We start from the raw sequence: 26,596 nt of genomic DNA on the forward strand, positions 1-26,596 counted from the left end.
AGGAGACGAGAAGATGCCTGCAGTTCAGGAGACGGTTGATCTCGCCCGATCGATCGATGTGGACCAGTACAAATACGGGTTCGTCACCGATATCGAGAGCGAGAAGGCCCCGAAGGGCCTTTCCGAAGACACCGTCCGCTATATCTCGGCCAAGAAGAACGAGCCGGAATGGATGCTGGAATGGCGCCTTGACGCCTATCGGCGCTGGCTGACCATGGAAGAGCCCACCTGGGCCCGGGTCAGCTATCCCAAAATCGATTTCCAGGATTATTATTATTACTCCCAGCCCAAGGCCAGGCCGAAGTCGCTGGACGAGATCGATCCGGAAATCCTCGCCACCTATGACAAGCTCGGCATTCCTCTGCGTGAGCGCGAGGCCCTGCTCGGCATCGAGAGCAGCGCGCCCCGCATCGCGGTGGACGCGGTGTTCGACAGCGTGTCGGTGGCCACCACCTTCAAGGCGGAACTCGCCAAGGCGGGCGTGATCTTCTGCTCCATCTCGGAAGCCATCCGCGAGCATCCCGAGCTGGTGAAGCAGTATCTCGGCTCGGTCGTGCCGGTGTCGGACAATTTCTACGCCACGCTGAACACCGCCGTGTTCTCCGACGGCTCGTTCGTCTACATCCCCAAGGGCGTGCGCTGCCCCATGGAATTGTCCACCTATTTCCGCATCAATGAGCGGAACACCGGGCAGTTCGAGCGCACCCTCATCATCGCCGACGAAGGCGCCTATGTGAGCTATCTGGAAGGCTGCACCGCCCCGCAGCGCGACGAGAACCAGCTGCATGCCGCCGTGGTCGAGCTGGTGGCGCTGAAGGATGCCGAGATCAAATATTCCACCGTCCAGAACTGGTATCCCGGCGACAAGGACGGCAAGGGCGGCATCTACAACTTCGTCACCAAGCGCGGCGATTGCCGGGGCGACAATTCCAAGATCTCCTGGACCCAGGTGGAAACCGGCTCAGCCATCACCTGGAAATATCCGAGCTGCATCCTGCGCGGCGACAACAGCCAGGGCGAATTCTATTCCATCGCCATTTCCAACGGCTACCAGCAGGTGGACAGCGGCACGAAGATGATCCACCTCGGCAAGAATACGTCGAGCCGCATCATCTCCAAGGGCATCGCCGCCGGCCATTCGGAGAACACCTATCGCGGGCAGGTGACGGCCCATCGCCGGGCCACCAATTCCCGCAATTTCACGAATTGCGACTCGCTGCTGATCGGCAACAAGTGCGGGGCGCACACCGTGCCCTATATCGAGGCCAAGAATTCCAGCGCGGTGTTCGAGCACGAGGCGACCACCTCGAAAATCTCCGAGGACCAGATGTTCTACTGCCTCCAGCGGGGTCTCTCGCAGGAAGAGGCGGTGGCGCTGATCGTCAACGGCTTCGTGAAGGACGTGCTCCAGCAGCTGCCCATGGAGTTCGCCGTGGAGGCGCAGAAGCTCATTTCCGTGAGCCTGGAAGGCTCGGTGGGCTGAGGCCCGCCGAACAGCCCGCCCCTCGCCGTGCCCCGATGCGGGGCGCGGCCCGCCGCCCGACCTGAAATGTCGCGGCGCCGTTCCGCGTGAGGCCGAAGAGGCCGCGCGGATTCCGGCCGCCGCAGTGTGACGAATGGAAACGAACATGGCTTTGCTCGAAATCAAGAATCTGCACGCCCGCATCGACGACAACGAGATCCTCAAGGGCCTCGACCTGACCGTGAAGGCCGGCGAGGTGCACGCCATCATGGGGCCCAACGGCTCCGGCAAGTCCACGCTCTCCTATGTCCTCGCCGGCAAGCCGGATTATGAGGTCACCGCCGGCGAAGCGCTGCTGGACGGGCTGAACCTGCTGGACATGGCGCCCGAAGAGCGGGCCTCCGCCGGCCTGTTCCTGGCGTTCCAATATCCCATCGAGATCCCCGGCGTCGCCACCATGACCTTCCTGCGCACGGCGCTGAACGCACAGCGCAAGGCGCGCGGGGAAGAGGAACTCTCCACCCCCGAATTCCTGCGCCTGGTGAAGGAAAAGGCCGGCCACCTCGGCATCAGCCAGGACATGCTCCGGCGCGGGGTGAACGTGGGCTTCTCCGGCGGCGAGAAGAAGCGCAACGAAATCCTGCAGATGACCTTGCTCCAGCCGAAGGTCTGCATCCTGGACGAGACCGATTCCGGCCTCGATATCGACGCGCTGAAGGTGGTCTCCGAGGGCGTGAACGCGTTGCGCTCCCCCGAGCGCGGCATGGTGGTCATCACCCATTACCAGCGCCTGCTGGACCATATCGTGCCGGACGTGGTGCATGTGATGCACAAGGGCCGCATCGTGCGGACCGGCGGCAAGGAGCTGGCGCACGAGCTGGAGGCCTCCGGCTATGCCGGCTACGGCCAGGACGCGGCGTGAGGATCGGATCATGACCATCCATAACCAGCCGGTCCGAACGGCCGCCGAAGACCAATTGCTCGCCACCCTGGACGCGCGCGTGGCGCAGGACACGCTGAGCGGCCCGCTTGCCGCCCGCATCGGCGAAGTGCGCGAAGCCGCGCTCGCCGCCTTCCGCGAGAACGGCTTGCCGCATCGCCGGGTGGAGGAGTGGAAATACACCGACCTGCGCGCCCTGATGCGGGATGCGTTCGCGCCCATCACGACGCTCGGCGACGGCGCGGCGGCGGAAGGCCATCTGCGCGCGGTCAGCTTCCCCGGCGCGCGGCGCATCGTGTTCGTGAACGGCGTGCTGGCGCGCCAGCATTCCGATCTGGTGGGCCTGGAGCCCGGCCTGTCGGTGATGCCGCTCTCGAGCGCCATCGCCAAGGGGCACGGCGCGGTGGAGAAGCTCGGCACGCTCGCGCCGCAGCGCTATGACGGCGCGCTGGCGCTCAACACCGCCTTCCTCGGCGAGGGGCTGGTGATCCATGTGGCGGATGGCGCGACGATCGCGCGGCCGCTCCATATCGCCCACGTGTTCACGCTGGACGATGCGGCCGCCACTTATTCCCGCAGCCTGGTGGATGTGGGCGTGGGCGCCAGCTTCACCCTGGTGGAAAGCTTCCAGGGCCGCGCCGGCGTCGCCTATCAGCAGAACGATGCCATCGAGCTGTTCGCCGGCGACGACAGCCATGTGGATTATATCCGCCTTCAGGAAGAGGGCGACAAGGCGATCCACCTCGGCACCTTCATGGCCGATATCGGTCGGGACGCGAAGTTCCACACCTTCGGCCTCACCTCCGGCGCGCAGGTGGCGCGGCTCAGTGTCTACGGGCGCTTCTCCGGCACCGGCTCGCAGGCCGGCCTGCGCGGCGTGACCTTGCTGAAGGGCCGCCAGCATGCCGACGTGACCTTGCTGCTGGACCATGCGGTGGCCCATTGCGAGAGCCGCGAATTGTTCAAGACCGTGCTGGCAGACGAGAGCCACGGCGTGTTCCAGGGCAAGATCGTGGTGCGCCCGGACGCGCAGAAGACCGACGGGCGCATGATGAGCCAGGCGCTCCTGCTCGGCGAGACCGCCGAGATGGACAACAAGCCAGAGCTTGAGATCTTCGCCGACGACGTGCAGTGCGGCCATGGCGCGACGGCGGGCGATCTCGACGAGGACCTGCTGTTCTATCTCAAGGCGCGCGGCATCCCGGCGAAAGAAGCCGAGGCCATGCTGATCCAGGCGTTCGTGGGCGAGGCGCTGGAATTCGTGGAAAACGACGATCTGCGCGATAGCCTGATCGCCCGTGCCGAGGCGTGGCTGAAGACGCGCGCGGCGTGAGCTGACGAGCTTCCCTCTCCGCCCGAGCGTGACGGTCGCGAAGTCCCCTCTCCCGCTTGCGGGGGAGGGCTAGGGAGGGGGAAGGTGCGGTTCTTCATTGGCGCGGCTAGTACGTCGCCGAGACAGCCCCCACCCCAACCCTCCCCCGCAAGCGGGAGAGGGGGCAATCGTTCCCTCCACGCCGCTTACGGAAGAACGGTGAATTCCCTCTCCCGCTTGCGGGGGAGGGTGAAGGTTCTATAGGTCCCCTCTCCCGCTTGCGGGGGAGGGCTAGGGAGGGGGAAGGTGCGGTTCTTCATTGGCGCGGCCAGTACGTCGCCGAGACAGCCCCCACCCCAACCCTCCCCCGCAAGCGGGAGAGGGGGTTATCCGGCAAGGAATGATCCGAATGACTGAGACGCATCCCGCAGTGGCCAACGGCAGCTATGACGTCGAGAAGGTGCGCGCCGATTTCCGCGCGCTGTCGATGGAGGTCAACGGCCACCCCCTGAGCTATCTGGACAATGCCGCCTCGGCCCAGAAGCCGGCGCAGGTGCTGGACCGGATGCGCCACGCCTATGAGTTCGAATATTCCAACGTCCATCGCGGCCTGCATTATCTCGCCAATGCGGCGACCGAGGCTTATGAGGGCGCGCGCGAGACCATCCGCGCCTTCTTCAATGCCGCCAGCATCGATGAAATCATCTTCACCCGCTCCGGCACCGGTTCGCTGAACACGGTGGCGAGTTCGCTCGGCCAGTCGATCCAGGCGGGCGACGAGATCGTGCTCTCCATCATGGAGCACCATTCCAATATCGTGCCCTGGAATTTCCTGCGCGAGCGCAAGGGCGCGGTGATCAAATGGGCGCCGGTGCGCGAGGACGGCTCGTTCGATTTCGAGGCGTTCGAGCAGCTGCTGACCCCGCGCACCAAGATCGTCGCCATCACCCAGATGTCGAACGTGCTCGGCACGGTGACGCCCATCAAGGAGATCGCCCGCGCCGCCCATGCGGTGGGCGCGAAAGTGGTGGTGGATGGGTGCCAGAGCGCGGTTCACATGCCGGTGGACGTGCGGGACCTCGATGTCGATTTCTTCGCCGTCACCGGCCACAAGCTCTATGGGCCGACCGGCATCGGCATTCTCTACGGCAAGCTCGATCTGCTCGCCCAGATGCCGCCTTACGAAGGCGGCGGCGAGATGATCCGGGAAGTGAGCGAGGATCGCGTGACCTACGCCACCCCGCCGCACCGCTTCGAGGCCGGCACCCCGCCCATCGTCCAGGCCATCGGCCTCGGCGCGGCGCTGGATTATATGAATTCGCTCGGCCGCGAGCGCATCGAGGCCCATGAGCGGGAGCTTTCCGCTTATGCCCATGAGGTGCTCGGCGCCATGAACAGCCTGCGCATCATCGGCACGGCGGCGGGCAAGGGCGCCATCATTTCGTTCGAGATGAAGAACGCCCATCCCCATGACGTTGCGACCGTGCTGGATCGCTATGGCGTCGCGGTGCGCGCGGGAACCCATTGCGCTCAGCCGCTTCTGGCCCGATATGAAACCACGGCCACTTGCCGGGCTTCACTCGCCCTTTACAACACGCGCGCCGATGTGGACCGCCTTGCGGCGGCCTTGCTGAAGGCGCAGGATCTGTTCGCATGACGGAAACGGCGCTTAACGACACCCCGAACGCCCCGGAAATCAAATCCACGATTCCGGAAGCCGAACTGGCGCGTCTCACCGACGACATCGTCGCGGCCATGAAGACCGTCTATGACCCCGAAATCCCGGTCGACATTTACGAGCTGGGGCTGATCTACAAGGTGGATATCGCCGACGACCGCTCGGTCGCGGTCGAGATGACGCTGACCACGCCCAATTGCCCCTCGGCTGCCGAACTGCCGGGCATGGTGGAAAACGCAGTGAACACGGTGGAGGGCATCGGCGGCGTGACGGTGGAAATCACCTTCGATCCGCCGTGGGACCAGGGCCGCATGTCGGAAGAAGCCCGCGCCACGCTGAATTTGTGGTGAGCGGCCGTGGCGGGCGATCCTCTCGCGCCGCCCGTTGCGCCCCCGGGTGCGCCTCCTCTTGCGCCGCCATTGGGGCCGGTCCTGGAGACCGGCCTTTATGTGGCGGATCTGGCGCGCGCCGCCGCTTTCTATGAAGGCGTGCTCGGCCTGTCCCCCATGCTGGCCGACGCGCGGTTCCGCGCCTATGCCCTCGGTGGTACGGTGCTGCTCCTGTTCAAGCGCGGCGCCGCGAACGAGACCGTGACCCTGCCGGGCGGCACCATTCCGCCCCATGACGCAGCCGGCCGCGCGCATGTGGCCATCGCCATCGCCGCCGAGACGTTGGCGGACTGGCGCGCCCATCTCGCGCGCCATGCCATCCCCATCGAAGGCGAGATGGTCTGGCCCAAGGGCGGCGTGAGCCTCTATTTCCGCGACCCCGACGGCGCGCTTCTGGAGCTCGCCACGCCGGGCCTGTGGCCGAATTATTGATGCAGGCCGCGCCCGGCGGAATAGGTCCGATCGCTATTCAGCGGCGTGGTGGATGGTCGAGGCGCCTGAGGTTGGGTGCGCGCGATTGTCTTTCTTTCACCGGTCGTCATGGCCGGGCCTGTCCCGGCCATCCATGCCGGGCTGCCCGTGTGTGCCTTGAAAGACCGGTGCCAGCGGTGCCGCGTGGATGCACGGGACAAGCCCGTGCATGACGATGTCTCCCGCGACGATGGCAAGCCGTGAATGTCGATCGGTCCCGGAATCATCCGCGTCGCCGAAGAGTTGGCCGAACGTTCGCCCGAAATGCCGGTTTGGTCCGCCGCAAGGGCGCGGTAAAGCGTCACGAAACCCCTGTTCGTCCGCGCTAAGTCATTGTTTCACGTGAAACATTTTTCAAACCTTGGGGCGCCCGGCCGTGCGTGCAGGCGGTTTTCCCGCCCCCTCGTCCTTCATTTCGTCCTTCACCTGCCCATAGGCCAGCAAGGCGAACAGGGCCGATCCGCCGATCACATTGCCGATCAGCAAAGGCAGGATGAACCCACCCAGCGCTTTGCCGAGGCCGATTTCGCCCCGCGCCGCGAGATAGAAAATCTCCACCGATCCCGAGACCACATGGGACAGCTGAAGCAGCGAGATCAGCCCCGTCAGCGCAACGATGATGATGACGCGCGAATGCTCCGCGCTCGGCAAAAGCCAGGCCACGGTTGCAATCAGCCAGCCGGCGACGATGCCGCGCAGCAGGGCATCAATAGGGGTAAGCGTCGCAAGCTCGCGCGAAATGGCGAGGATCGCTTCATCGATCTCGGCCGGCAGGATCAAGCGGGTGGAGAGCAGGGCGGCGAAGATCGCCGTGCCAACCATATTGGCGGCGAACACCACGGCCCAGATGCGCGCCAGCGCCGCCAGCGCGGCGCGCGTGGGCTCCGCCAGAACGGGCAGGACGGCGGTCAGCGTGATTTCCGTAAACAGCTGATAACGCCCGAGAATCACGATCAGGAAGCCGAGCGAATAACCGATGCTCTCGATGATTGGGCGCCACGGCGCATCGGGCAGATGGGCATGCAGGGCCGCCTCGGCCACCACCGAAAAGCCGATGGACAGCCCGGCCGCGAGCCCCGACCACCACAGGCTCGCCACCGGCCGGCGCAATTCGTCCACCCCTTCGCGCCGGATCACCTCATAGACCGCCAGCGGGCGCAGGTTGCGATGCTCCTCCACCTGCGCATGCTCCTGCGCGGAGAGATCCTTGGGCGCATCCTCCTCCAGGGTGTGACCCTCGGCCGGGTCCTCTAACCCCTCCGCCGTCGTGCGTCCCGCCATGCCAGGCCTCCTATTGCCAAGCTGAACGCCGCAGCCCGGTTTCGGTTGCATGGCGGTCCTCCGCCGTCCACGCGCAAGGCCCACATGCGAAGCCCTTGCCGGGAGCGTCGGGGTACCCCATTTTAGATGCACTTATCCGCCGGCCTTGAACCGGCGTGGTTTGGAGTTGTGAAGAATGGCTGCCCCTCGTCCCCGCCCGCCCGTCATGCGCATCACCGATGCCGCCGCCGAACGCATTCGCCAGATCATGGCGCGCTCGGAACCGCCGGCCGAAGCCGTACGCGTGGGGGTCAAGAACGGCGGATGCGCCGGCATGTCCTATACCCTTGATTACGCGCCCGAAATCACCCCGCGCGACGAGGTGGTGGAGGACAAGGGCGTGAAGGTGATCGTCGATCCCAAGGCGATCCTGTTCCTGCTGGGCACCGAGATGGATTATAAGACCGACAAGATGTCGGCGCAGTTTGTGTTCAACAATCCGAACCAGACCTCGGCCTGCGGCTGCGGCGAGTCGGTGGCGATTACGCCCGTCACCACCGAGCAATTGGAAGGCCGCGCCTGAAGCGCCAGCGCGCCACCACTGGAATGGTTGTCGGCACGCAAGCTCTCGCATAAGGTCCGCGCAGTTGAAGGCGGACGTGGCGGAATCGGTAGACGCACGAGACTTAAAATCTTGCGCCGCAAGGCGTGCGGGTTCGAGTCCCGCCGTCCGCACCAGTCCGGTCCTGAAGGCAGTCGTGAGACGGCGGCGGGCTTCAGCGCTTGCGAAAAATCACCGACAGATTGTTCGCGGGCATGTCGTGGACCTGGTCCAGATCGAAGCCCAGGTCGTGCGCGCGCTGCACCACATCTTCCAGATCGCGGACGCCCCATTGCGGATTTTCTGCCCGGAGCCGCGCGTCGAAAGCTTCATTGCCGGGCGAGGTGTGCCGTCCCTCCCGGCGATAGGGACCGTAGAGAAACAGGATGCCGCCTGGCGCGACGACCGTGCCCGCGCCGCGCAACAAGGCCTGCGTCGCCGAGGGCGGGGCGATGTGAATCATGTTGATGCACACCACGGCCGCCACGTTCTCGGCCGGCCAGACCGCATCGTGGACGTCGAGAGGGCAGGGCGCATCGACGTTGGGCAGGGGTGTCTGCCCAAGCCGGATCGCGATGGATTTCAACGCACCTGCATCCCGCTCGGTCGGCCGCCAGCGGATGTGCGGCATCGCCTGGGCGAAATGAAGCACATGCTGCCCGGTGCCGCTGCTGACCTCCAGCACTTCGCCCTGCGCAGGTAACAGGCGCGTGAGAAACTGAGCGATCGGTCCCTTGTTTCGTTCCGCCGATGGACTGACGATCAGGCCGTCGGCCAGCATTTCCACGGGTTCGCAGCGCATTTCAGTTCCGTCCTCAAATCGCGGCCCATTCGGCGCGTTGACCAGCCACATTTCGTCGAAACTGCGGAAGCTCATGGCTTCCTTGATCCGGCGCTTCTCCCGCTGCTTCTCGATAGCGACCGCCCGTCCGCGATCGCCCGCTGTGCATCCAGGCATAGCTCGCGAGAGCAAGATACTTCCCGAGATACACGGTCTCCCGTCGCGCGTTCAGCCGATACTGGCTCGCGCGCCGGAATTGGTCAAACCAGCGGCGATTTTGTCTTTCCAAAGATAGCCTCCAGCCGGCAGCACTTTTGAGGTCGCTTCCTGGAATGCTTTGAACGACGCCGAGGCCGCACCATATAGGTCGGCGCGCCGAAAATGATCGCGTACGCGGCATTGAGATCATCCCAGCGCTGCGGCGCTTCTTCGAGGGAAAGGAGCGGAGGACTGGAGCCGCGAGCCGCCAGCACCCCTTCCGCCACCCCACCGCTTTCCGAGCGGTGTGGCCATAGCCCGAATGATAGACGATCGCGATGCGGATACTGTCCTCCGCGTGCGCACAATAGGGACTGTTTTCTTCGATGTTGCTCACTAACGTCGATGCGTGATCAGAGGCCGAGTTTCAGCCCTGACAATTGTTCGCAGATCTCGATCAACTGCTCCTGCAGGTCGGTATCCCGGCAGGCTGGATGAATCTCGCGGGGCTGCATGTGATAGAAATAGCGCCCCGTCACCGTCGCGGCCGGATCGTCGCTGACTGCAAGCCAGGCCTGTGTCCGGTGGGCCTGGTCGAGATCATCGGACGCACCCGGACCGCCCATGCGTGTTGCCACCCAGCCCGGCTCCAGAGCGTTCGACAGGGCATCCGGCCAACGGCGGGCAACGGCAAAGGCCAAAAGCACATCGTGCAGCTTGCTTTCCGAGTAGGCCTGCATGCCGTCCCACCGACGTTTCGTCCAGGTGACGTCCTCAAGATCGGACGACGCGCTGCGGTGCAGGCCAGAACTGAGATAGACAAGCCGCTCCGGCCTTTCCATCAGCGCCGTGAGAATGAACGGCGCCAGGGTGTTAATGGCGAAGACATGGGGCAACCCATCACTGGTCTCGATGCGACGCGCCTCGCGATAGCCAATGGCGACATTGTGGATGACCGCATCATAGGGGCCATGCCGGTTGGCACTCTCGGCAAGCCTCCTAGTGGCGCGAATGGTCGAGACGTCGCCCCCGACCACCGCATGTGCCGCAGGCAGCGCGTCCACGGCGGTCTTGGCGCGCTCGTCGTTTCGTGCGTGCAGGACGACTTCGTGGCCTTCCTCCGCCAGCAACGAGGCCGTCATGAACCCAAGGCCGGTCGAGGAACCGGTGATGAATATGCGTGCCAATGATCTTCTCCTTGGCGTGTTGAATCTTGCTTTGCTGGGGGGTCATTTCGGCGCGTGTTTCAGCGCGATCAGCAGCGCGGGAATGCCGATGACCGCTGAGATCGGCATGATCGACCACGGTCCCGCGTGATCGACGATCACCCCTCCGACCAGCGCACCCGCCGCTATCGCGCCGTTATAGGCGGAAACGTAGAGCGAGGACGGCGCCTCCGGTCCGTCCAGATGGGCTGCCGCCTTGAATACCCAGGTCTGCATGAGAACCGGCAAGGCAGTATAAGCCGCGCCCCAGATGAGGAGCAGGGCAATAACAAGCCCCTGGTTCGCGCCGGCAAAGGTGAGAGCGGCAAAGCTGGCGATCAGGACGATCATCGTGACGAAGAGCGTTGGCCGATAGCCACGCGCCATGATCGGCGCGACGCCAAAATTGCCGGCCAGCCCCGCGGCGCCGTAGGCCAGCAGCAGGCCGCCGATCCATGAGGTCTGAAAGCCCGTCACCTGCTCGAGGAACGGCGCGATGTAGGTGAAGGCAAGGAAATTCGCCGTCATGATCAGTGCCGTCACACAGACCGCCGCGCGCAGGGGCCTTTCCCGCCATGCCTCGGCGACCGTGCAGTGATTGCCGTCATGGCTCGCGGCAAGATCGGGCAGGGTCAGCCACATCTTGATGAAGACGGCGAAGGAGAGGATCGCGAGCACGACGAAGACGATGCGCCAGCCGGCATAATTGCCCAGGAAGGTGCCTGCGGGAATGCCGAGCACGGAGGCGAGCGCCAGGCCGCCATAGACCGCTGACGTGGCCCGAACAGCGTGTTTCTCGGGAACGATCCGCACCGCCATGCTGGCCGCCGTCGACCAGAAGATGCCGATGGCAGCGGCGACGATCAACCGGCTTGCCAAGAGCATCGGATAGCTCTGGGAAAAGTATGTAAGGACGTTGCCGAGGGTGCAGGCCAGAAGAAGGCTGAGCATCAACCACTTGCGGTTCCAGCGCCGGGTGGCGGCCGTGAGCGGCGTCGCCGCCATCGCAACGAGCAGGGCAAACCCTGTGACGAGGAAACCGGCTTGTCCGAGCGACACACCGACGCCTTCCGCCATCTGGGGCAGGATGCCGATGGGCATCAATTCCGTGCTGACGAAGGCAAATGTTCCCAGTGAGAGGGCAATAACGGCAAGCGCTTCGGCCAGAGGCGAGCGCCGTTTGATTTCACCTATAAAGGCGCTCGTGGGGGTGGGCTCTCCCTGATGCTGATGAATAGCGTGTTCAGCCATGTCAAATCTCCGGTTTGGGTTTGACCAAACATGCCGGAGAATTATTGGTGCTCATAACGTCGATTTGTCGTATAAATCATGACTGAAAGTCATGTATCGCCTGATATGCGCCGGAGACATCCAGGGAGTCGAGGATGAATTTTGACGGTCGTATCCTGTCCGGCGTTGGCGTGCTGGCTGCTGTTGTCGAAAGAGGCACGTTTGCAGGTGCAAGCGAGATGCTCGGTCTCACCCCGTCCGGGGTCAGCCGGTCGATTTCGCGGCTGGAAAACCGGCTGGGTATCCGGCTGTTCGACAGGACGACCAGATCGCTGCACCTGACCGATGAGGGCATGCGGTTCTACGAGGCCGTCGTCTCGCATCTGGAAGGTATCGAAGAAGCGGCGGGCGCCGCATCCGGGGCCGCCAGCGCGGTACGTGGCCGTTTGCGGGTCAATGTCGATCCGTTCTTTTCCGGGCTGGTGCTGGCGCCGCATCTCGGCAGTTTTTTAGAGCGTTACCCCGAGTTGCAGATCGAGATTCACACCCGCGATGATGTTGGCGATCTGGTCTCGGAAGGCATGGACGTCGCTGTCCGCTTCGGACCACAGCCGTCGTCGTCGCTGATTTCACGGCTCCTGCTGGAGACGCGCATCCTGACGGTGGTGGCGCCTTCCTATCTCGAAGCACACGGCAAGCCGAAACGGCCGGAGGATCTCTCCGATCACGCCTGCATCCAATTCCGCAATCCTCTGACGGGGCGGCCCTTCGAATGGGAATTCCAGCGCGACAAGCAGATCCTGCCTGTCCCGACGAGTGGTCCGCTCCTGCTGACGGATGTCAACACCATGCTGCAGGCCTGTCTCGCAGGAGTCGGTGTGGCGCAGGTCATGTCCCTGGGCATCGGGCACTGGATCGCAAGCGGCGCGCTGGTCGATCTCTTTCCTGACTGGCCGGATGAGACATTTCCGCTTTTTGCCATTCACCCATCCCGTCGCCACCCGGCGGCCAAGGTCCGCGCCTTCCTGGATTTCTGCGCCGAACTCGCGGGGAATGAACCGCCGAGCGTAAGTTAGCTGCCGTCGAGTCTCGACAATGAACAACGACGTGAATTCGCTAAGACGAATGCTGCGGTGGGCGCTTTACCGTCATGCGCAAAAAAAAAGCGGGCGGCGGCACTTCTTCCTTCAGTCACTAAGCTCAATAAACGTACCGAAAAAGATGCTTTCAAACCGGTTGTATTGTTGCAGTGTCTTACGTATCTCATGGTATAGAAGTTTAAATATTGCACTATTTTGCTAGTGCGCGACGAGTTATTTGATGATGCGCGTTATATGATGTTTATCGAGGCCGAAAATAATCGTATATTCTACAATGATTTCGATTTATTGCGCTAGCTCACGCAATATTTCACTCCCACTCTAATTTTTTTTACCCTAAGAAGCTGATATGATTGAAGAATAAAACTTCTGGATGCGTATGCCGTGAAAGATACGGTCAAAGACATAGCTTTATGCATTTGCCGGGTTTTCAGGGGCGACGCTGGCCCAAAAAATTCCGTGCACTATCGACATCGATCGCTCGATTTTCGAGGTCTCTGCCTAAAGGGCGGGATCGGATCGTCGCAGAAATACCGTCATCATCGGTGCCCGTAATTTCAAAGCGTCCACCAAGACCATAGACGATGACAAAATGGCATGGGTGTTAGTTTCGTTGAGATCAACCAACGACTTCTGCTTCAGGAAGGCTCCTTTGCTTTCGGCCACCGTCAGAGCGGCGAACGGCTCGGTAACGCCCAGGCGATAGGCCGTGATGTCGATGGAACAGTTTCGAAAATGCGGCCGCAGTCTCGTAGCCGACACGGCTCGCAATCCGTGCAATCCCATCGTCGCTTGTTTCGAGCAGAAACGCAGCCTCCGACATCCGACGTGCGATCAGATAACGGTACATGGACTCGCCAACGAGCTTGGTGAAGCGAGCCGAAAACGCTGAACGACCGAGCCCAACACGTTGCCCGAGGTCGTCGAGAGTCCAGGGGCGATCCGGTCGGTCATGGATTAACTGAAGCGCCGGCCCGATGTGCGGATCCGCCATCGCCCCCAGCCACCCCCCTTCTCCGGGGGCGAGAGACTTGACCCAGTTGCGCAACACCTCGACGAAAAGCACTTCTGTCAGGCGTGAGAGCGCGACACCTTGGCCGGGCCGCTCATGCGCCGACTCGCTCACCATGCGCCGCAGAATCGCTTCGAGCCACGCGCCGTCTTCCGCCGGCTTCAGAAGAAGCACGGGCGGAAGTAATTCCAACACGCTGCCGCGTGAGGGCCGCGCCACAGTGAACTTGCCACAGATCATCGTCGAATACGGCTGCGCGCTGCCGCCGTGATGAACAACGCCGAGATGCGCGGAAGATCGATCGAGGTCGATGACCGAAAATGGTGGCGTCCGGCGATCCGAATAAAACTTGTGGGGCTCGCCGCGCGAGATGACGACGAAGTCACCCGCGGTCATCTGGAGTTCTTGTCCCTGTTCGAGTGCAAGGGTCGCTGAACCACGACTGAGATAGTGGAACAGGGCGTAGGGGCGCTGTGGCAACGCCAGATTCCACGGATGTCCCAGCTCGAAGTGGAAGAGCAGTGTCCCGCCGAGGCGCACGCGATCGAGAACTTGGGCGAGGATGTCCATCCTTTGGATGTTAATGCAACGGACGGTCGGACACAATATTTGGACGATTGACGCCTTAACGTCCGGGGTCCTCTGCGCCATCTCACGTCACAGCAGCCCGACGTGTCGCGCGGTTATCTCATCGCAGATGGACGAACCGCGACTCGCAGGCGCGCCTGCCTTCCGCAGGTAAGCATCGTCCGTCGTCTCAACAGGAACAATCAATGCGAAATCTTCTCCTCTCGACTGCCGCCGTTCTCGTGGCCGGAGCGGCATTTGCCGCCTCCGCCCAGTCTGCTGAGCTGCCCAAGGGGACGGTACACAATATCGTCCTCGTCCATGGCGCTTTCGTCGACCAGACGAGCTGGAAGCCGGTTGCCGATATCCTGACGAAGAAGGGCTACAACGTTACGCTCGTCGAAAACCCGCTGACTTCGCTGGCAGCGGACGTCGATGCAACCAAGCGGGCGCTCGCGGAACAGAAGGGCAAGACCGTTCTTGTTGGCCACTCCTGGGGCGGTGTCGTCATCACGCAGGCCGGTAACGACCCCAAGGTCTCGGCGCTCGTTTACGTCTCCGCATTCGCACCCGACGTGGGACAATCTCTGGCGACCCTGGCCAAGAGCGGACCGGCCACCGAGGGTGCCGCTGCGATCCATCCCGACGCCAAGGGCAACCTCTACATCGATCCCAAGGTATTTCCGTCGGCAGTCGCTGCTGATCTTCCCCCAAAGATCGCAGAATCCCTGGCCAACCATCAGCTTCCGTTGAACCACACGGCGTTCGAGGCGCCGGTCGATACGGCCGCATGGCGCGACAAACCCACGTTTTACGTGATCAGTACCAAGGACAAGGTGATCGCACCCGAGGCGCAGAAATTCTTCGCGACCGAGATGAAGGCGCAGACGACGGAAGTCGCGGGCAGCCATGCCTCGCTCGTCGTTCATGCCAAGGAAGTCGCGGCCGTGATTGAAAAGGCCGCGCTCGTGAATTGACCACACCGCTCCCGGCACTTTCGTGCCGGGAGCGCCACGCTTGCTCGGCGGGCTACGGAATGCCTTGCACCGCGAGCGGCTCAGACCTGGTCAAAACCGCAACTGTCACTCCATCTCGATTATCTATGCCAAGCATCCGGAGGATGACATGACTGAAATTGACACCGCGAGCCAGGGCGCCTCCACACTAGAAACGGCGCCCTATCCGCCAGCCGACTCTTGTGGTCAGTGGCAGCCACGATACCATGCTGCCCGCGAACAATGCCTACGCAATGTTCAAGGAACTCAGCAACGCCCAGATGGTCCTCTACCCCGATTCCGGCCATGGTGCGCTCTTCCAGCACCACGAAACGTTCGTCAGTCACGTCCGGACCTTCCTGGAAAGGTAACCGGCGGCGGAATGATCCCCGGCGCCATCCGGCAATCAGACGTTTTTATCCATACGAGTTGTTGCTGAGACCAACATGACAATCGCTGTGGTCGCAGCGGAGCGTTTCAGCCTCACATGTTACAAGCCCTTCGACGCCGTTGTGGCCGCGCTCAAATCGGCAATTGGAAAACGCGATATAATCGAATTTTTCGACGCGACGAGGGCAGTACATTCCTTCGCTGATCTGGAGCGCCTTGTGCACCGTGCGCTCGGCCGCACAGGCCTCATGCTGTTCGCGGAATTCGACCTCGGCGCCGATCTGCGCTGTGAGACCGGCTCGCGGACTCCTAACAGCATGCGATTTCTGGTGGGAAAGCCACTCATAATGAAAGAAATGTTCAAGCACGTTCCCGATGCTGGATTCTACGCGCCTGTTACTGTCCTTATCGATGAATGTCTCGATGGCGTTCATATCTAGTACGATAGGATTGAGAGCTACTTGATGCCGTATGGAAGTGCAGAAGCACTTGCCGTCGCCCGCAATCGCGATGCGAAAATCACAAGCTTGCTGCGGGAATATGTAGGACTAACTTCCTGAAGACATTTTCGCCCGGTGAAAGTGAGCGTCTCATAGCGAAAATCGCGCAACGTGAGAAGGCAACGGCGTGACGCGAGTCAGACGAAAGAATCAACACGCATGGCTTGTCCAGGCGGCGAAAATACACTCCTATAGATCAGTCGCAATCCTTAGGACGATGGCGATTCTGGAGAATGCCCAGCCGTGGTAAATTTTCTGAACCACGAAGTATAGATCGCGATCCAGGATAAATTTCGTCGGCGTTTCCAGAACGGGCGCCGAACTTGGAACCAGGAGAACAGCTCCGAGTACCTCAATTCCGACCCGTCTCATTCTGCGGATCGGCTGGTTTTGACTGCGCGCCTTCCCCGCGATGCTGACCGACTTCGTCATCATATCTATCCTGCGCCCCACGAACGCCCTCTGCATGTTTCGCCGTCCAAAGGAGGAGCGTGGTGACGGGCTCGTCGAGCGAATAGCCAAGCTCCGTAAAACTATACTCGACCCCAAGCTGTCGCCCATCGATGACACGCCGGCGGATCAGCCCGTTCCTCTCCAGCCGACGGAGGCACGAGGCGAGGCTGCGCTGCGAGATGTCGGGAATGTCCCGCCGGATCGCGTTGAAGCGGCGAACGCCCGCGTGATCGCAAAGCGATCCCAGCACCAACAGCGTCCATTTGTCCGCGATGAGATCCAGCAGCACGCGGTCGCGCCGCAGCTCGGGATCGATGGTATCGGACATGAGTAACTCCAGTGATACCAAGTGCCGTCAACGTGCGTAATGTACATCTGGTATCGATTTGATACTAGTCGGTCATTGCAAGGAGACACGCGTGACCGCAAGCACCCAACGACCGCGCACCCTGTTCAAGGGCGCGACCATTCTTTCGATGGATCCGGCGATCGGGGATATCGTCAACGCCGATCTGCTCGTGGACGGCGATCGGATCGCCGCGATCGGAGCCGGCCTCGACGTCGCGGACGCCGACACCATCGACGCATCGCGCGCCATCCTCATGCCGGGTTTTGTCGATGCGCACCGTCACGCTTGGCAGGGCACGCTGCGCCAACTCATGCCCAACGTGGACACGCTCGACGCCTATGTGCAGGATACGCACCTCACATTGGCGCCGCATTATCGGCCCGAGGATCATTATGTCGGCAATCTGCTGACGGCGCTTGGCAGCCTGGATGCCGGGACGACCACGATCGTGGATGCCTCCCACAACGCCCGCAGCCCGGAGCATACCGACGCATGCCTCGATGCGTTGCAGGACGCGGGCATCCGCGCCCTGCACATGCCCGGCAAGCCGCTGGTCGGCGCTTGGGCGGAGCACTGGCCACACGATCTGAAGCGGCTGAAGAGCGCGCGGTTCGCATCGAGCGACCAATTGCTCACCCTCGGACTATTCTGCACGCCCGATCCCGGCATTTGGGCCTTCGCGCGCGAGACAGACTTGCGCATGCTCATCGAGTTTCTTGGACCGATGGCCTCCATGCTCGACGGGCTGGAGGATCAGCTCGGCCCGGACCAGATTTTTAACCACTGCACCAGCCTGCCCGAGGCGACCTGGCGCGCCTTCGCCGAGCGGGACGTGCGCGTGACCGTCGATCCGCGTTCGGATGCCCAATATGCCCTCGCCGACGGGGTCTTCGCCTGGCAGCAGGCGGTGGATCATGGCATGCGCCCCGGCATCGGCACCGACCTGGAAACCGCCTATGGCGGCGACATGCCGACGGAATTGCGCGTGGCCTTCGCCCTGCAGCGCGCCACCGCACAAAGCCGGCGCTACGCCGGAGATGAAGCGGCGCCAGCCCCCGTACGGGTTGAAGACCTGCTGCGGGCGGCGGCCATCGACGGGGCCCGTTGCGCGGGGCTTGATCATCGCACGGGCAGCCTCACGCCGGGCAAACAGGCCGATCTTATCCTCGTGCGGACCGACGGGATCAGCCTGTTGGGCACCAACAACGCCGCCGGAGCGATCGTCCACGGTGCCGACCGCTCCAACATCAGCGACGTGATGGTCGCAGGCCGCTTCCGCAAGCGAGACGGGCAAATGGTCGATCTGAATCTGGAGGGGCTCCGGCGCCGCGTCGAAGCATCGCAGGATCATCTGTTGTCGTCCGTCGGCCACGTTCGCAACCCGCTCGCCTCGAGCTTCGGGCCGCTCAGCCGCGAGAAGCAGCCGGCATGGACTGGCCGCTGACGGCCGGAAGGTTGCGCTCACGCAGGCGTGCCTTGCGGCGAGCCTCCATCTTGGTCTGTCGATCTAACACCAGGGTGAACAGGTGGCGCGGGGGCGGAGTGGCGTCGTCGAACAGTGGGCTGAGCCCTTCGGTGAGACGAATGGTGTCGATGGCTGCCGCAGGCCTGATGGCGGTTGCCGGCGACTTGAATAGTAGATCAAGAACGGCGGCCTGTCAGATACCCATTCAGGAAGTACGATCTCCAGCTCGCCTGCCTCAGCCTTCCGGAGCCGCCGCAGCCAGTAGGCGAAATCGATCCTGGACTACGAGGGCGACGCGTCCGCGCGATCGGCGTCGGCGAACCGACCACGGCCCACTCCAATGGCTCGGTGGGGGCGATCCCGATCATGTCGCCCGGCACGCGATCGCCATAACGGACCCCGGCGTCGAAGCCTTTCGCGCCGATATCGACGAAGCGGTCACACCGACGACGTCCAGATACCTAGCCGGGTACTTGGAGACGTACTGCGGCATTGCGGGACTAAGTGCGAGCCGCGCGGCGTCACGAAGGATGTTGAACCGTAACCGGCCAGCCGGGGGCTGCCGACTGGCAGTCAATGTCGCCAGCGCGTCGCTGATCGTCCTGAATCCGGTTTCAAGCTGCGACGCCAGTTGGGCGGCCGCTTCCGTCGGCCGGATTGAGCGACTGAATCAATTAAGAAGGCGCGTATCCAGAGATGGGCTTCCAGCTTGCGCGGGCGATGACTGAGCGCCGAGGGACTTACCCCAAGTTCGATCGCTGCCTGGGTCGTGCTGCCGCGGCGAACGATGGTCATGAACACACTGAGATCTGCCAGCAGCGCGCGCTCGAAACCAGACATCACCCACCTCAAGGCAGTATTGAGCAGAACTCACAGAACGAAGTGGGACGACCGGGCGTTCCTGAACAAATCTCATCACCGAGAGGAGAATGCAGTGGACTATGTTCCGCTCGGCCGCTCCAGCATGAAGGTCTCGCGCTCTATCCTCGGTGGCGGACCACCAAATGCAGCTCGGCAGGATCGGGCAACTATCAGGGCGGATCAGGCTAGGTCGAGGCCCGGCATCTCACCATATTGCGGAGCGGCGCCGCAGTTGAAGGTGACAGCGGAGCCGCCGAGCCGCTGGCTCTGGTTTCGTATCCGGACAAACGGGACTATCACGATGTGCGCAAGAAATAATCCGGTCTTTGTCGGCCGCGATCTCGACTCCTTTGAAGAATTTTTCTTCTACATGGAGCGGGTCGCACCAACACTGCATATCCACGCTGTCCATTTGACAGGTTCTACTCACAGGGACGACTGGGTGCAAGCATGGCGCGAGCTCCATCGGACGAACCCTCTGCTACGTGCACGAGTGGAAAAGGCGCTCGGTAAGCGACCGCACTTCGTTGAAACCGACCGGGACTCGCCGCTTTACATCACCGACTGGAATGTGATCGTCACGCTCGAGATGCTGGCGAAGAGCGCACTAGCCCGGCCATTTGCCGACGCTGGCGTCGATATGGTGAGGCTGGAAATCCTCCACCGGCCAAACGAGTGCCTTCTCATTCTCTCGGCTCACCACAGCCTGTATGACGGAATGGGAACACTGCTTCTCCTGCAAGAGCTCCTGGCAATCGTCGGCGGCGAACCAAGCAGGAACAAGGAGCAGCGGTGGACCAGCTTGCGCGAGCTGGTCGGAGCACCGCCCCATGGTGCATATACCTCGACACTTACCGAGGGCGCAGGGGCCGGCAGCTCAGACCCGGTGTCAACGGCCCGTTCTGTGGGGACGGCGGACGTGCGTCATCTGGTGCTCGATCGGGCGCTGACCATTCGCCTCGAAGAGGGGGCGCGAGCAAATGGCACCACCCCGCATGGCGCCCTTATGGCGGCGTTTCAGATCTCTGGGGCACGCAGCGTGCCCGATTGGGCCGACAAGGGACTCAACTGCAATACCGCTCACAATGTTCGGCCCGCACTCGAGGAGGGCGGCGATATGACCGGCATGTTGACCATGCCGATCGTGACCCACCTGAATCCGATCTCGGATCGCCCCTTCTGGGAGATCGCTCGCACCGCCCAAAAAGGGATCGCCCCTGGCCGCAGCCCGGCAGGGAGGTTGGCGTTCATCGAGGCGATGGACGCGCTCACCAGCGAGGAAGTCACCGCGGCGGCATTCCTGCAAAAAGTTCTTGCGAGCCCGATCCAGTATCAGCTGATGATAACCAACTATGCCTCTTACAGACCCCGTTCCGATTTCGGCCATCTACGCATCGCCTCGATCATAACGGGAGTGGACGGCGGCGGTCCCCAAACCCAGACGATCGGCTGCTGTACGGTCCATGGCGCGCTCAACATATCGCTGATCAGCAAGCGCCCCCTCGCCAATTTGCTCGAGAATTGCCGGGACGTTCTCGCCAGTTACGTATGACTCACAGTTCAACCGAGCTGCCATCACAGCACTCGGGCGGCCGCTGGAGCGTTACCCTTCCGGAATCCGACGGGAGCCGGGTGGATTATCGGCGGTTCCTGCGACGCCCTGGCGGACCTTGCCCGCCAGGTTGATCCTGCAAAGAGGACAGGCCAATGCTGTATTCTGCGAATAATCGACGAGAATTTTCTGCGATGCCGCCGTTGCCGCGCGCGGAATACTGATGCCGCCAATGGCCGGCGCCGCCACCCAATCCCGAACGACAGGAGCACACCCGATGACCAACCGCGCAAAGCAGATTTTCAAGCCCGAGTTCAAGTTCGGTCTGGGCGGCGTGCCGCTCGGCAACGAGTTCGACAAGCACACCGATAAGGAGGCCGAAGCGACGCTGGAGACGGCCTGGGCCATAGGCGTGCGCTATTATGATGTCGCGCCCTGGTATGGCTTCGGTCTCTCCGAACGTCGTTTCGGTCACTTCCTGCACAACAAGAGCAGGGACGATTATCTCCTATCCTCAAAGGTCGGAAAGCTTTTCAAGGCGTCGAAGAACAACCGTCACGCTGAGATCTTTCCGCTCTCGGACTCGCCCAACGATCTGGTCATCGACTACACGGCCGACGGCGTGCGTCGCTCGATCGAGGATAGTCTTCAGCGCCTTGGCGTTTCCCACCTGGACATCGCCTTCGTCCACGATCTGTCGCCCGACTTTGCCTATTTTCCGAACGGCTGGGAGGAGCAATACGAGATCGCGCGCAAAGGCGCTTTCCCGGCGCTCTCGCAATTGCGCGACGAGGGCGTCATCCGCGCCTGGGGTGTCGGTGTGAACACGCCCTATGCGATTCTGAAGGTGATCGAGGACGCGGATCCCGACGTCTGTCTGTGCGCTCGTCAATACTCCCTGATTGATCACGCCAATGCGCTCAATCAAGTGTTTCCGGCCGCACGCGAGAAGAACGTCTCGCTGGTGATTGGCTCGTCGCTCAATGCTGGCTTTATCTCCGGCAGCCCGCGCTACAATTATGGCAAGGAGAACTTCAAGATACCTCGGGAGGTCATCGAAAAGCGCGAAAAGCTCCGCGCCATCGCTGCGCGCCATGGGGTGGATCTGCGCACTGCGGCCTTGCAGTTCTCCGCAGCGGGATCAGAGGCCGTCGCCCTGGTCGTCGGCGCGCGCAGCGACCAGCAGATCCTGGAAGACTATAATTCCATGCAGGCGAAGATCCCGGTCGCCTTCTGGGCCGAGCTCAAACAGGAAAAGCTGATTGAGGCTAACGCTTCACTGCCTGCCGCCCCGGCCTCATAGTGACCGGGGCGGCCTCGATTCGGCGTAGCCCCCAGCCACGCCCTGACCTTGTCGGCGCAGGAGCATTGGTGCTGCCGTGCGGTTGACGCCTTTGGCGAAAGCAAAGCCCTGGCCTAGGTTCTGTTGACAAAGGCCGGTAGCCAGATTTTGGCGGCGGCGAGATTGAGGAAGGCGAGGAAGGATTTCGCAGTTTTGTCGTATCGAGTGGCGATGCGCCGGAACTGCTTCATCCGATTGAACATGCGCTCGATACGGTTGCGGTCCTTGTAGCTCTGGAAGTCACAGGCGACCGGCTCTCGCCGGTTTGATCTGGGCGGGATGACAGGCAAGATGCCGTGGACGAGCAGGCTTTGCCGAACTTCATCGCCATCATAGCCCTTGTCCGCGAGCATCAGCCTGGGCTTGGCAACATCGAAGTCGAACAGGTCCGGCACGGCCTCGTAGTCCGACGTCTCGCCGCCGGTCAGAACGAAACCCAGAGGGCGTCCTTGACCGTCCGCGCGGGCGTGGATCTTGCTCGTAAAGCCGCCGCGGCTTCGACCAAAACCCTCCTTATGAGTCCCCCTTTTGCGCCGGCGGCCTGACTGTGGCCCCGGACGGTGGTGCTGTCGATCATATGCTGCCAGTCGTCGGTCAGCCCGAGATCGACCAAGGTCTGGAGCAAGGCGTCCCACACGCCCTGCTCGGCCCAGCGCCGGAACCGGACATAGACCGAGTTCCATTTACCGTAGCGCTCGTGCATGTCTCGCCACGGGCACCCAACGCGCAGCACGTGAAGCATGCCATTCAAGAAAGTGCGATTGTCGTAGGACGGACGGCAACCCCGACCACGCTCGGCAGGCAGCAACGCGCCGATGATCGTCCACTCTTCGTCCGTCACATCACCGCGATTCATGATTGCCTCCTTCGGGGGAGGAGGGTTGAATCATGGGAAATGCGAACTTGGAATCCTTTGATGATGGTCGGATCCGAAATCGTTCCTCCCGATCGCGCAGACCTGGCAGATCAATGGATTATGCGAGGCACGCGAATGAGCATTGAGGGGGATGCAGCCGAAATCGATGCTCTCCTGTCAACAGAGCTGATCCATCTCGCAGCAACGGAGGGGGGCTGGCGCAAGCTCTATCGACATCGCGCGACCGGCAGCTTTTGGGAACTATCCTATCCCCAGAGCGAGATGCACGGCGGAGGGCCAAGACGCCTTCGCGAACTATCCCTGACAGCGCCCGAGCAGTGGCGATGAGCCACTTTGTCAACAGAACCTAGGCAGCAACCCATCGTCCAGAGTTGGCTGGTCTGGATCTCGGTTTCGATGCTGACGTTGGCTTGCCGGGTAGAATGTAGTGCCATTCCACCCGAGCCGCGTCGGCCCATGCTAGAATGGCGTTGGAGGTGAACTCGCTGTTGTTGTCGCTGACGATCGTCTTCGAGTGGCCGCGCTTTGTCAGCAGCCTTTCGAGTGCGCGAGCGACCCTCACCCCGGATAGCGACCTGTCCGCCACCCATGCCAGGGATCGGCGGGTGTTCACCGCGATGCTCGCGCCAAGTGCGGGCGTCAGCGCATTGGTGCAGGCTGCCACGTCATCTTAAGGATTGGTCGAATGCTAGGCTCGCGCCATGTCATCACCACGCTTTTGGTCGCTTCCGCTTTGAATTTGGCGCTGATGGTGCCCGGAGGCTTCGTCGAAACGCGTGATTTTAGCGCCTATCCCGCCATGGTTCTGGGCGCATTCAATGTGTTTCTGACCGTGCTCGGTTTGGGAAGCCTCGTGCTCGCATATATTATCGCAAAAACCAGCAAAGGAAACGGGTGGGCAGGACTTGCCGGCCTCGCCTTCGTCGGCGTCTACCTGCTCGATCTCGGCCGTATTTTCCCCGTGCCGCCCAATCCGATGTCGACGCTCCTGGCAACGCTGGAATGGATCGGTGCAGGACTGGGTATAGCCTTGGCTGCATCGTCCGTTGCGCTTCGCGGCGCGGCGAATACAGCAACCTCGGCCAAGCCAACGCTTCCCATGACGGTCGTGTTAGGTCTCGTCCTCGTGGCGCTGATCATTGTGGCATTTGCAACCAAGTCTGCAATGGGCATCTAGACCGCGTAGCGGCATAGGGGTGGCGACCGCAAAGGCCATGTGCCGCGCAGAAGGCTATGGTGTAGACATCGTTCTCGTCCGGGTCTCGCGCGGCTCGCGGCGGTGGCGGACATCGCCTGTTCGTCGCGCGAAGGGGCTTGATCTAATTTCATAACGCGCATTATGTAATGCATGTTGTGAAATGGAGCTCCGGAAATGGCCCGCCCGCGCACCTTCGACGAAGACCGTCTCTTGACCGGCGCGATGCACGTGTTCCGCCGTCAGGGCTTTGCAGCAAGTTCCGTGCGCGATCTGGAGGAGGCGAGCGGCATGACCTCCGGAAGCCTCTACAACAGCTACCGCGACAAGCAGGGCCTCTTCGAGGCCGCATCCGCCCACTACAACCGGACGGTCCTCGCCCGCCGTATCGAGGATCATGCGCCCGAGGGCGCGGGCATCGCGGGCCTTCGGCGGCTGTTCCTATCCCTCCTGCGCGAGCCGGACGGAGGCTCGTCCGGCTGTCTGATCACCAACAGCGCGGTCGAATTCGGCGGCAAGGAACAGGCCGGTTTCGTCACCGAGGGATTGGCCGTCCTCCGCGCCTGTTTCGCCGATCGTCTCGGCGGCAATGACACGGAGGCCGTCGGCTTGCTCGCGCTCTATCAGGGCATCCTCGTTCTGATCCGGGCCGGCTACGACAAGGCCGCGCTCGAAGCGATGATCACGCAGCATTTCGAGACATTGGAGAAGCGCCATGGATGCTGAAGCGCTCTGGTCCCGCTATGCCGCGATCTGGTCGTCCGACCCGGCGCGGCGGGAGAGCGAGTTGAAGGAATGCCTCGCCGACGACGTCAGCTACTGCGACCCGAACGGTCCGCTGAGGGGGCGGGCCGCACTATCCGACTACATGGCCGGCTTCCAGCAGAGCGTGCCGGGCGGCCGTTTCCGGATCGTCCAGGTGATCGCGCACAACGGCCGGTCTCTCGCCCAATGGGCGCTCCAGAATGCGGACGGCGCCGTGCTGCAGCTTGGTGCGAGCTTTGCCCATCATGATGGCGAGGGGCGCCTGAAGGAGATCAGCGGGTTCTTCCCGCTGACGTCGTCGGACCCCGCGGCGGACGCCTCGACATGACGTCGCAGCGGGCGCTGGCCGAAGACTACGCCGCCAGGATCGACGGTCTCGGCCCGATTTCCGTGCACCGGTATTTCGGCGGCGCGAGCCTGCGGGCCGATGGCGTCCAGTTCGGCTTCGTCATGAAGGGCGTCCTCTATCTCAAGGCCGACGAACTCAGCCGCGGCGCCTTCGAACGCCATGGCTGCGCGCCGTTCAGCTACCCGGGCGCCTCCAGGCAGGTGACGGTCGCGGCCTATTACGAGGCACCAAGCGAGATCCTCGACGACCCCGAAGACTTGTCCGGCTGGGCAGCGGATGCGCTCAGGGCCGCCCGTTTGGTTCGTCGCCGATGACGGCACGACCAAACATGGAGCCCCTCGAGACCATCTCGCAAATCAGTGCAGGACGCAGCGGGCTGCGCCGGCTCGCGCGCGCCGTCGGACTTGAGCGAAATTTCATCCGGGTAATATTGACGGATCATTTTCGCCCGGGTATTAAGTCGCCATCGTCTTTCCGGTGCGCGCTCAATGTCCGGCCTGCTGTCAAAACCCCATAAGGCCTTCGAAGGCCATCGATTGCTGCTCGCCGGCCCGCTGGTCGCGGTCGCTCTCGCCGTCAAGACCGCGACAGAAAACGGCGCGCCGAACACGATCCTCGTGTTCGACAAGCGGCAAGCACGACGGGCGGCGCAGGAGGCCGCCTCTCACTTCATGCAGGCGATTGCGGGCGACCTGCCCGGCTATGAAGAGGCAACGCGCGCGCTCTTCTCAGACGATCGCCCGAGACTGGGGCACAGCATCGCCGACTGGCCGCACGACATCCGCGCGCACGCCCTGCGCCTGGCGTTCGGCGTGCCGGATGCCCCGACATCGGAGCGCGACCGAAAGGAAACGCCATGACCGCGTCCGCCGGCATCGGCTACCTCGAACCGACGCAAAGCGCCGGCAGGCTTTTCGTGCAGCGCGGCCTCGAAGGCCCTGTCATCATGCTGAACCTGCTGCGGTTTCGGGAGGTGGCCGATTACACGGCCCATCCGGACCTCGCGCCGGCCGCGCCGATCAGCGGCGTGGAAGCCTTCGATCGGTATTTCAAGCCCACGCTGCCCTTCTTGCGCGCGAGCAGCGGCGACGTCGTGTTTCTCGGTGCCGGCGGGCCGTTCCTGATCGGGCCGGAGGACGAGAGGTGGGACAGGGCGATGCTGGTCCGCCAGACGAGCGTCGCCGCCTTCCTCGCCTTCGCGCGCCATGACGCCTATCTGGCGGGCCTCGGCCACCGCACCGCAGCCCTGGAGGACTCGCGCCTGCTGCCTCTCACCGAATTGCCGTTCTCGGCGTGA

26 protein-coding genes, 1 tRNA gene and 4 pseudogenes are annotated in these 26,596 nt (G+C 62.6%); 22 read left to right on the forward strand and 9 right to left on the reverse strand.

Annotated features, from left to right (window positions below):
- Positions 1–13 precede the first annotated feature (13 nt).
- The 6 genes from sufB to V5G24_RS05305 all read left to right on the forward strand — a co-directional run bounded on the left by sufB (position 14) and on the right by V5G24_RS05305 (position 6,213).
- Positions 14–1,483 carry a Fe-S cluster assembly protein SufB gene (gene sufB / locus V5G24_RS05280; RefSeq protein ID WP_394080243.1) on the forward strand — a complete coding sequence of 490 codons (1,470 nt, stop codon included), beginning with the start codon at positions 14–16 and terminating at the stop codon, positions 1,481–1,483.
- A 145-nt stretch (positions 1,484–1,628) separates the two neighbouring features.
- Complete coding sequence (gene sufC, locus V5G24_RS05285; RefSeq protein ID WP_394080245.1) at positions 1,629–2,384, forward strand: Fe-S cluster assembly ATPase SufC; 756 nt, start codon at positions 1,629–1,631, stop codon at positions 2,382–2,384.
- A gap of 10 nt (positions 2,385–2,394) precedes the next feature.
- Positions 2,395–3,735, forward strand: a complete 1,341-nt coding sequence (gene sufD / locus V5G24_RS05290; protein ID WP_394080247.1) for a Fe-S cluster assembly protein SufD — start codon at positions 2,395–2,397, stop codon at positions 3,733–3,735.
- 388 nt (positions 3,736–4,123) lie between these two features.
- Positions 4,124–5,371, forward strand: coding sequence for a cysteine desulfurase (locus V5G24_RS05295; RefSeq protein WP_394080249.1), 1,248 nt, complete (start codon positions 4,124–4,126; stop codon positions 5,369–5,371).
- Positions 5,368–5,742, forward strand: coding sequence for an SUF system Fe-S cluster assembly protein (locus V5G24_RS05300; RefSeq protein WP_394080251.1), 375 nt, complete (start codon positions 5,368–5,370; stop codon positions 5,740–5,742). Before V5G24_RS05295 ends, V5G24_RS05300 begins: the two co-directional genes overlap by 4 nt.
- Positions 5,743–5,748: 6 nt before the next feature.
- Complete coding sequence (locus tag V5G24_RS05305) at positions 5,749–6,213, forward strand: VOC family protein (RefSeq protein WP_394080253.1); 465 nt, start codon at positions 5,749–5,751, stop codon at positions 6,211–6,213.
- Positions 6,214–6,606: 393 nt separating this feature from the next.
- Here the strand turns inward: V5G24_RS05305 and V5G24_RS05310 are convergent, their stop codons facing one another.
- Complete coding sequence (locus tag V5G24_RS05310; protein WP_394080255.1) at positions 6,607–7,533, reverse strand: formate/nitrite transporter family protein; 927 nt, start codon at positions 7,531–7,533, stop codon at positions 6,607–6,609.
- A 175-nt stretch (positions 7,534–7,708) separates the two neighbouring features.
- Here V5G24_RS05310 and V5G24_RS05315 point away from each other — a divergent pair, with 175 nt between their 5' ends.
- Together V5G24_RS05315 and V5G24_RS05320 are read left to right on the forward strand one after the other, a co-directional pair.
- Positions 7,709–8,095, forward strand: a complete 387-nt coding sequence (locus V5G24_RS05315; RefSeq protein WP_394080257.1) for a HesB/IscA family protein — start codon at positions 7,709–7,711, stop codon at positions 8,093–8,095.
- Positions 8,096–8,165: 70 nt separating this feature from the next.
- Positions 8,166–8,250 (forward strand) — tRNA-Leu (locus V5G24_RS05320).
- Between the two features lie 38 nt (positions 8,251–8,288).
- Here V5G24_RS05320 and V5G24_RS05325 read toward each other — a convergent pair.
- From V5G24_RS05325 to V5G24_RS05335, 3 genes are all read right to left on the reverse strand, one after another.
- Positions 8,289–8,990 (reverse strand): DUF938 domain-containing protein, encoded by a 702-nt coding sequence (locus V5G24_RS05325; RefSeq protein ID WP_394080259.1) that lies wholly within the window; start codon positions 8,988–8,990, stop codon positions 8,289–8,291.
- Between the two features lie 515 nt (positions 8,991–9,505).
- Positions 9,506–10,279, reverse strand: a complete 774-nt coding sequence (locus tag V5G24_RS05330; RefSeq protein WP_394080261.1) for an SDR family NAD(P)-dependent oxidoreductase — start codon at positions 10,277–10,279, stop codon at positions 9,506–9,508.
- A 42-nt stretch (positions 10,280–10,321) separates the two neighbouring features.
- Complete coding sequence (locus tag V5G24_RS05335; RefSeq protein ID WP_394080263.1) at positions 10,322–11,548, reverse strand: MFS transporter; 1,227 nt, start codon at positions 11,546–11,548, stop codon at positions 10,322–10,324.
- A 134-nt stretch (positions 11,549–11,682) separates the two neighbouring features.
- On the opposite strand from V5G24_RS05335, the gene V5G24_RS05340 reads away from it, so the two are divergent.
- Positions 11,683–12,603, forward strand: a complete 921-nt coding sequence (locus V5G24_RS05340) for a LysR family transcriptional regulator (protein WP_394080265.1) — start codon at positions 11,683–11,685, stop codon at positions 12,601–12,603.
- Positions 12,604–13,246: 643 nt separating this feature from the next.
- Here V5G24_RS05340 and V5G24_RS05345 read toward each other — a convergent pair.
- Positions 13,247–14,209, reverse strand: coding sequence for an AraC family transcriptional regulator (locus V5G24_RS05345; protein ID WP_394080267.1), 963 nt, complete (start codon positions 14,207–14,209; stop codon positions 13,247–13,249).
- A 203-nt stretch (positions 14,210–14,412) separates the two neighbouring features.
- Between V5G24_RS05345 and V5G24_RS05350 the strand changes: the two genes are divergently transcribed.
- The 3 genes and pseudogenes from V5G24_RS05350 (at position 14,413) to V5G24_RS05360 (ending at position 16,151) form a co-directional block, all read left to right on the forward strand.
- Positions 14,413–15,183: an alpha/beta hydrolase gene (locus tag V5G24_RS05350; RefSeq protein WP_394080269.1), complete on the forward strand. Its 771-nt coding sequence runs from the start codon at positions 14,413–14,415 to the stop codon at positions 15,181–15,183.
- Between the two features lie 197 nt (positions 15,184–15,380).
- A pseudogene (locus tag V5G24_RS05355) lies at positions 15,381–15,572 on the forward strand (alpha/beta fold hydrolase); the annotation flags it as partial.
- Positions 15,573–15,647: 75 nt separating this feature from the next.
- A pseudogene (locus V5G24_RS05360) lies at positions 15,648–16,151 on the forward strand (DUF302 domain-containing protein).
- A 292-nt stretch (positions 16,152–16,443) separates the two neighbouring features.
- Here V5G24_RS05360 and V5G24_RS05365 read toward each other — a convergent pair.
- Positions 16,444–16,872 carry a winged helix-turn-helix transcriptional regulator gene (locus tag V5G24_RS05365; protein WP_394080271.1) on the reverse strand — a complete coding sequence of 143 codons (429 nt, stop codon included), beginning with the start codon at positions 16,870–16,872 and terminating at the stop codon, positions 16,444–16,446.
- 91 nt (positions 16,873–16,963) lie between these two features.
- Here V5G24_RS05365 and V5G24_RS05370 point away from each other — a divergent pair, with 91 nt between their 5' ends.
- Entirely contained in the window at positions 16,964–18,337 is a 1,374-nt protein-coding gene (locus tag V5G24_RS05370; RefSeq protein ID WP_394080273.1) for an amidohydrolase family protein, read from the forward strand.
- A gap of 594 nt (positions 18,338–18,931) precedes the next feature.
- Here V5G24_RS05370 and V5G24_RS05375 read toward each other — a convergent pair.
- The gene (locus tag V5G24_RS05375) at positions 18,932–19,198 is read right to left on the reverse strand and encodes a helix-turn-helix domain-containing protein (RefSeq protein ID WP_394080275.1); all 267 of its coding nucleotides are present in this window, start codon (positions 19,196–19,198) and stop codon (positions 18,932–18,934) included.
- A gap of 253 nt (positions 19,199–19,451) precedes the next feature.
- Here V5G24_RS05375 and V5G24_RS05380 point away from each other — a divergent pair, with 253 nt between their 5' ends.
- Positions 19,452–20,771 carry a hypothetical protein gene (locus V5G24_RS05380; RefSeq protein WP_394080277.1) on the forward strand — a complete coding sequence of 440 codons (1,320 nt, stop codon included), beginning with the start codon at positions 19,452–19,454 and terminating at the stop codon, positions 20,769–20,771.
- 277 nt (positions 20,772–21,048) lie between these two features.
- Entirely contained in the window at positions 21,049–22,074 is a 1,026-nt protein-coding gene (locus tag V5G24_RS05385) for an aldo/keto reductase (RefSeq protein WP_394080279.1), read from the forward strand.
- Between the two features lie 113 nt (positions 22,075–22,187).
- On the opposite strand, the pseudogene V5G24_RS05390 reads toward V5G24_RS05385, so the two are convergent.
- Positions 22,188–22,969 (reverse strand): annotated as a pseudogene (locus V5G24_RS05390) (IS5 family transposase).
- Positions 22,970–23,104: 135 nt separating this feature from the next.
- On the opposite strand from V5G24_RS05390, the gene V5G24_RS05395 reads away from it, so the two are divergent.
- Positions 23,105–23,317 carry an Imm27 family immunity protein gene (locus V5G24_RS05395; protein WP_394086234.1) on the forward strand — a complete coding sequence of 71 codons (213 nt, stop codon included), beginning with the start codon at positions 23,105–23,107 and terminating at the stop codon, positions 23,315–23,317.
- 79 nt (positions 23,318–23,396) lie between these two features.
- Here the strand turns inward: V5G24_RS05395 and V5G24_RS05400 are convergent.
- Positions 23,397–23,597, reverse strand: a pseudogene (locus V5G24_RS05400) (DDE-type integrase/transposase/recombinase); the annotation flags it as partial.
- A gap of 78 nt (positions 23,598–23,675) precedes the next feature.
- Here V5G24_RS05400 and V5G24_RS05405 point away from each other — a divergent pair.
- From V5G24_RS05405 to V5G24_RS05430, 6 genes are all read left to right on the forward strand, one after another.
- Complete coding sequence (locus V5G24_RS05405) at positions 23,676–24,167, forward strand: DUF8051 family protein (RefSeq protein WP_394085885.1); 492 nt, start codon at positions 23,676–23,678, stop codon at positions 24,165–24,167.
- Between the two features lie 195 nt (positions 24,168–24,362).
- The gene (locus tag V5G24_RS05410; RefSeq protein ID WP_394085886.1) at positions 24,363–24,911 is read left to right on the forward strand and encodes a TetR/AcrR family transcriptional regulator; all 549 of its coding nucleotides are present in this window, start codon (positions 24,363–24,365) and stop codon (positions 24,909–24,911) included.
- Positions 24,901–25,278, forward strand: coding sequence for a nuclear transport factor 2 family protein (locus V5G24_RS05415; RefSeq protein ID WP_394085887.1), 378 nt, complete (start codon positions 24,901–24,903; stop codon positions 25,276–25,278). The genes V5G24_RS05410 and V5G24_RS05415 overlap by 11 nt, the downstream gene beginning before the upstream one ends.
- Positions 25,275–25,613: a TfoX/Sxy family protein gene (locus tag V5G24_RS05420; RefSeq protein WP_394085888.1), complete on the forward strand. Its 339-nt coding sequence runs from the start codon at positions 25,275–25,277 to the stop codon at positions 25,611–25,613. The genes V5G24_RS05415 and V5G24_RS05420 overlap by 4 nt, the downstream gene beginning before the upstream one ends.
- A gap of 174 nt (positions 25,614–25,787) precedes the next feature.
- A complete protein-coding gene (locus tag V5G24_RS05425) occupies positions 25,788–26,159 on the forward strand; it encodes a DUF2239 family protein (RefSeq protein WP_394085889.1) in 372 nt (123 codons plus the stop codon).
- Complete coding sequence (locus V5G24_RS05430; RefSeq protein ID WP_394085890.1) at positions 26,156–26,596, forward strand: DUF1330 domain-containing protein; 441 nt, start codon at positions 26,156–26,158, stop codon at positions 26,594–26,596. Before V5G24_RS05425 ends, V5G24_RS05430 begins: the two co-directional genes overlap by 4 nt.

Origin of the sequence: Roseixanthobacter finlandensis, from assembly GCF_043195105.2 — a bacterium.
GTDB lineage: Bacteria > Pseudomonadota > Alphaproteobacteria > Rhizobiales > Xanthobacteraceae > NCEH01.

Coding starts and splice junctions, on each gene's coding strand:
- V5G24_RS05405 (WP_394085885.1), top strand. CDS start 23,676: ATGCTAGGCTCGCGCCATGTCATCACCACGCTTTTGGTCGCTTCCGCT.
- V5G24_RS05375 (WP_394080275.1), bottom strand. CDS start 19,198: ATGTCTGGTTTCGAGCGCGCGCTGCTGGCAGATCTCAGTGTGTTCATG.
- V5G24_RS05415 (WP_394085887.1), top strand. CDS start 24,901: ATGGATGCTGAAGCGCTCTGGTCCCGCTATGCCGCGATCTGGTCGTCC.
- V5G24_RS05340 (WP_394080265.1), top strand. CDS start 11,683: ATGAATTTTGACGGTCGTATCCTGTCCGGCGTTGGCGTGCTGGCTGCT.
- V5G24_RS05430 (WP_394085890.1), top strand. CDS start 26,156: ATGACCGCGTCCGCCGGCATCGGCTACCTCGAACCGACGCAAAGCGCC.
- V5G24_RS05410 (WP_394085886.1), top strand. CDS start 24,363: ATGGCCCGCCCGCGCACCTTCGACGAAGACCGTCTCTTGACCGGCGCG.
- V5G24_RS05425 (WP_394085889.1), top strand. CDS start 25,788: ATGTCCGGCCTGCTGTCAAAACCCCATAAGGCCTTCGAAGGCCATCGA.
- V5G24_RS05350 (WP_394080269.1), top strand. CDS start 14,413: ATGCGAAATCTTCTCCTCTCGACTGCCGCCGTTCTCGTGGCCGGAGCG.
- V5G24_RS05345 (WP_394080267.1), bottom strand. CDS start 14,209: ATGGACATCCTCGCCCAAGTTCTCGATCGCGTGCGCCTCGGCGGGACA.
- V5G24_RS05420 (WP_394085888.1), top strand. CDS start 25,275: ATGACGTCGCAGCGGGCGCTGGCCGAAGACTACGCCGCCAGGATCGAC.
- V5G24_RS05325 (WP_394080259.1), bottom strand. CDS start 8,990: ATGAGCTTCCGCAGTTTCGACGAAATGTGGCTGGTCAACGCGCCGAAT.
- V5G24_RS05365 (WP_394080271.1), bottom strand. CDS start 16,872: ATGTCCGATACCATCGATCCCGAGCTGCGGCGCGACCGCGTGCTGCTG.
- sufC (WP_394080245.1), top strand. CDS start 1,629: ATGGCTTTGCTCGAAATCAAGAATCTGCACGCCCGCATCGACGACAAC.
- V5G24_RS05395 (WP_394086234.1), top strand. CDS start 23,105: ATGAGCATTGAGGGGGATGCAGCCGAAATCGATGCTCTCCTGTCAACA.
- V5G24_RS05385 (WP_394080279.1), top strand. CDS start 21,049: ATGACCAACCGCGCAAAGCAGATTTTCAAGCCCGAGTTCAAGTTCGGT.
- V5G24_RS05310 (WP_394080255.1), bottom strand. CDS start 7,533: ATGGCGGGACGCACGACGGCGGAGGGGTTAGAGGACCCGGCCGAGGGT.
- sufB (WP_394080243.1), top strand. CDS start 14: ATGCCTGCAGTTCAGGAGACGGTTGATCTCGCCCGATCGATCGATGTG.
- sufD (WP_394080247.1), top strand. CDS start 2,395: ATGACCATCCATAACCAGCCGGTCCGAACGGCCGCCGAAGACCAATTG.
- V5G24_RS05315 (WP_394080257.1), top strand. CDS start 7,709: ATGGCTGCCCCTCGTCCCCGCCCGCCCGTCATGCGCATCACCGATGCC.
- V5G24_RS05300 (WP_394080251.1), top strand. CDS start 5,368: ATGACGGAAACGGCGCTTAACGACACCCCGAACGCCCCGGAAATCAAA.
- V5G24_RS05295 (WP_394080249.1), top strand. CDS start 4,124: ATGACTGAGACGCATCCCGCAGTGGCCAACGGCAGCTATGACGTCGAG.
- V5G24_RS05335 (WP_394080263.1), bottom strand. CDS start 11,548: ATGGCTGAACACGCTATTCATCAGCATCAGGGAGAGCCCACCCCCACG.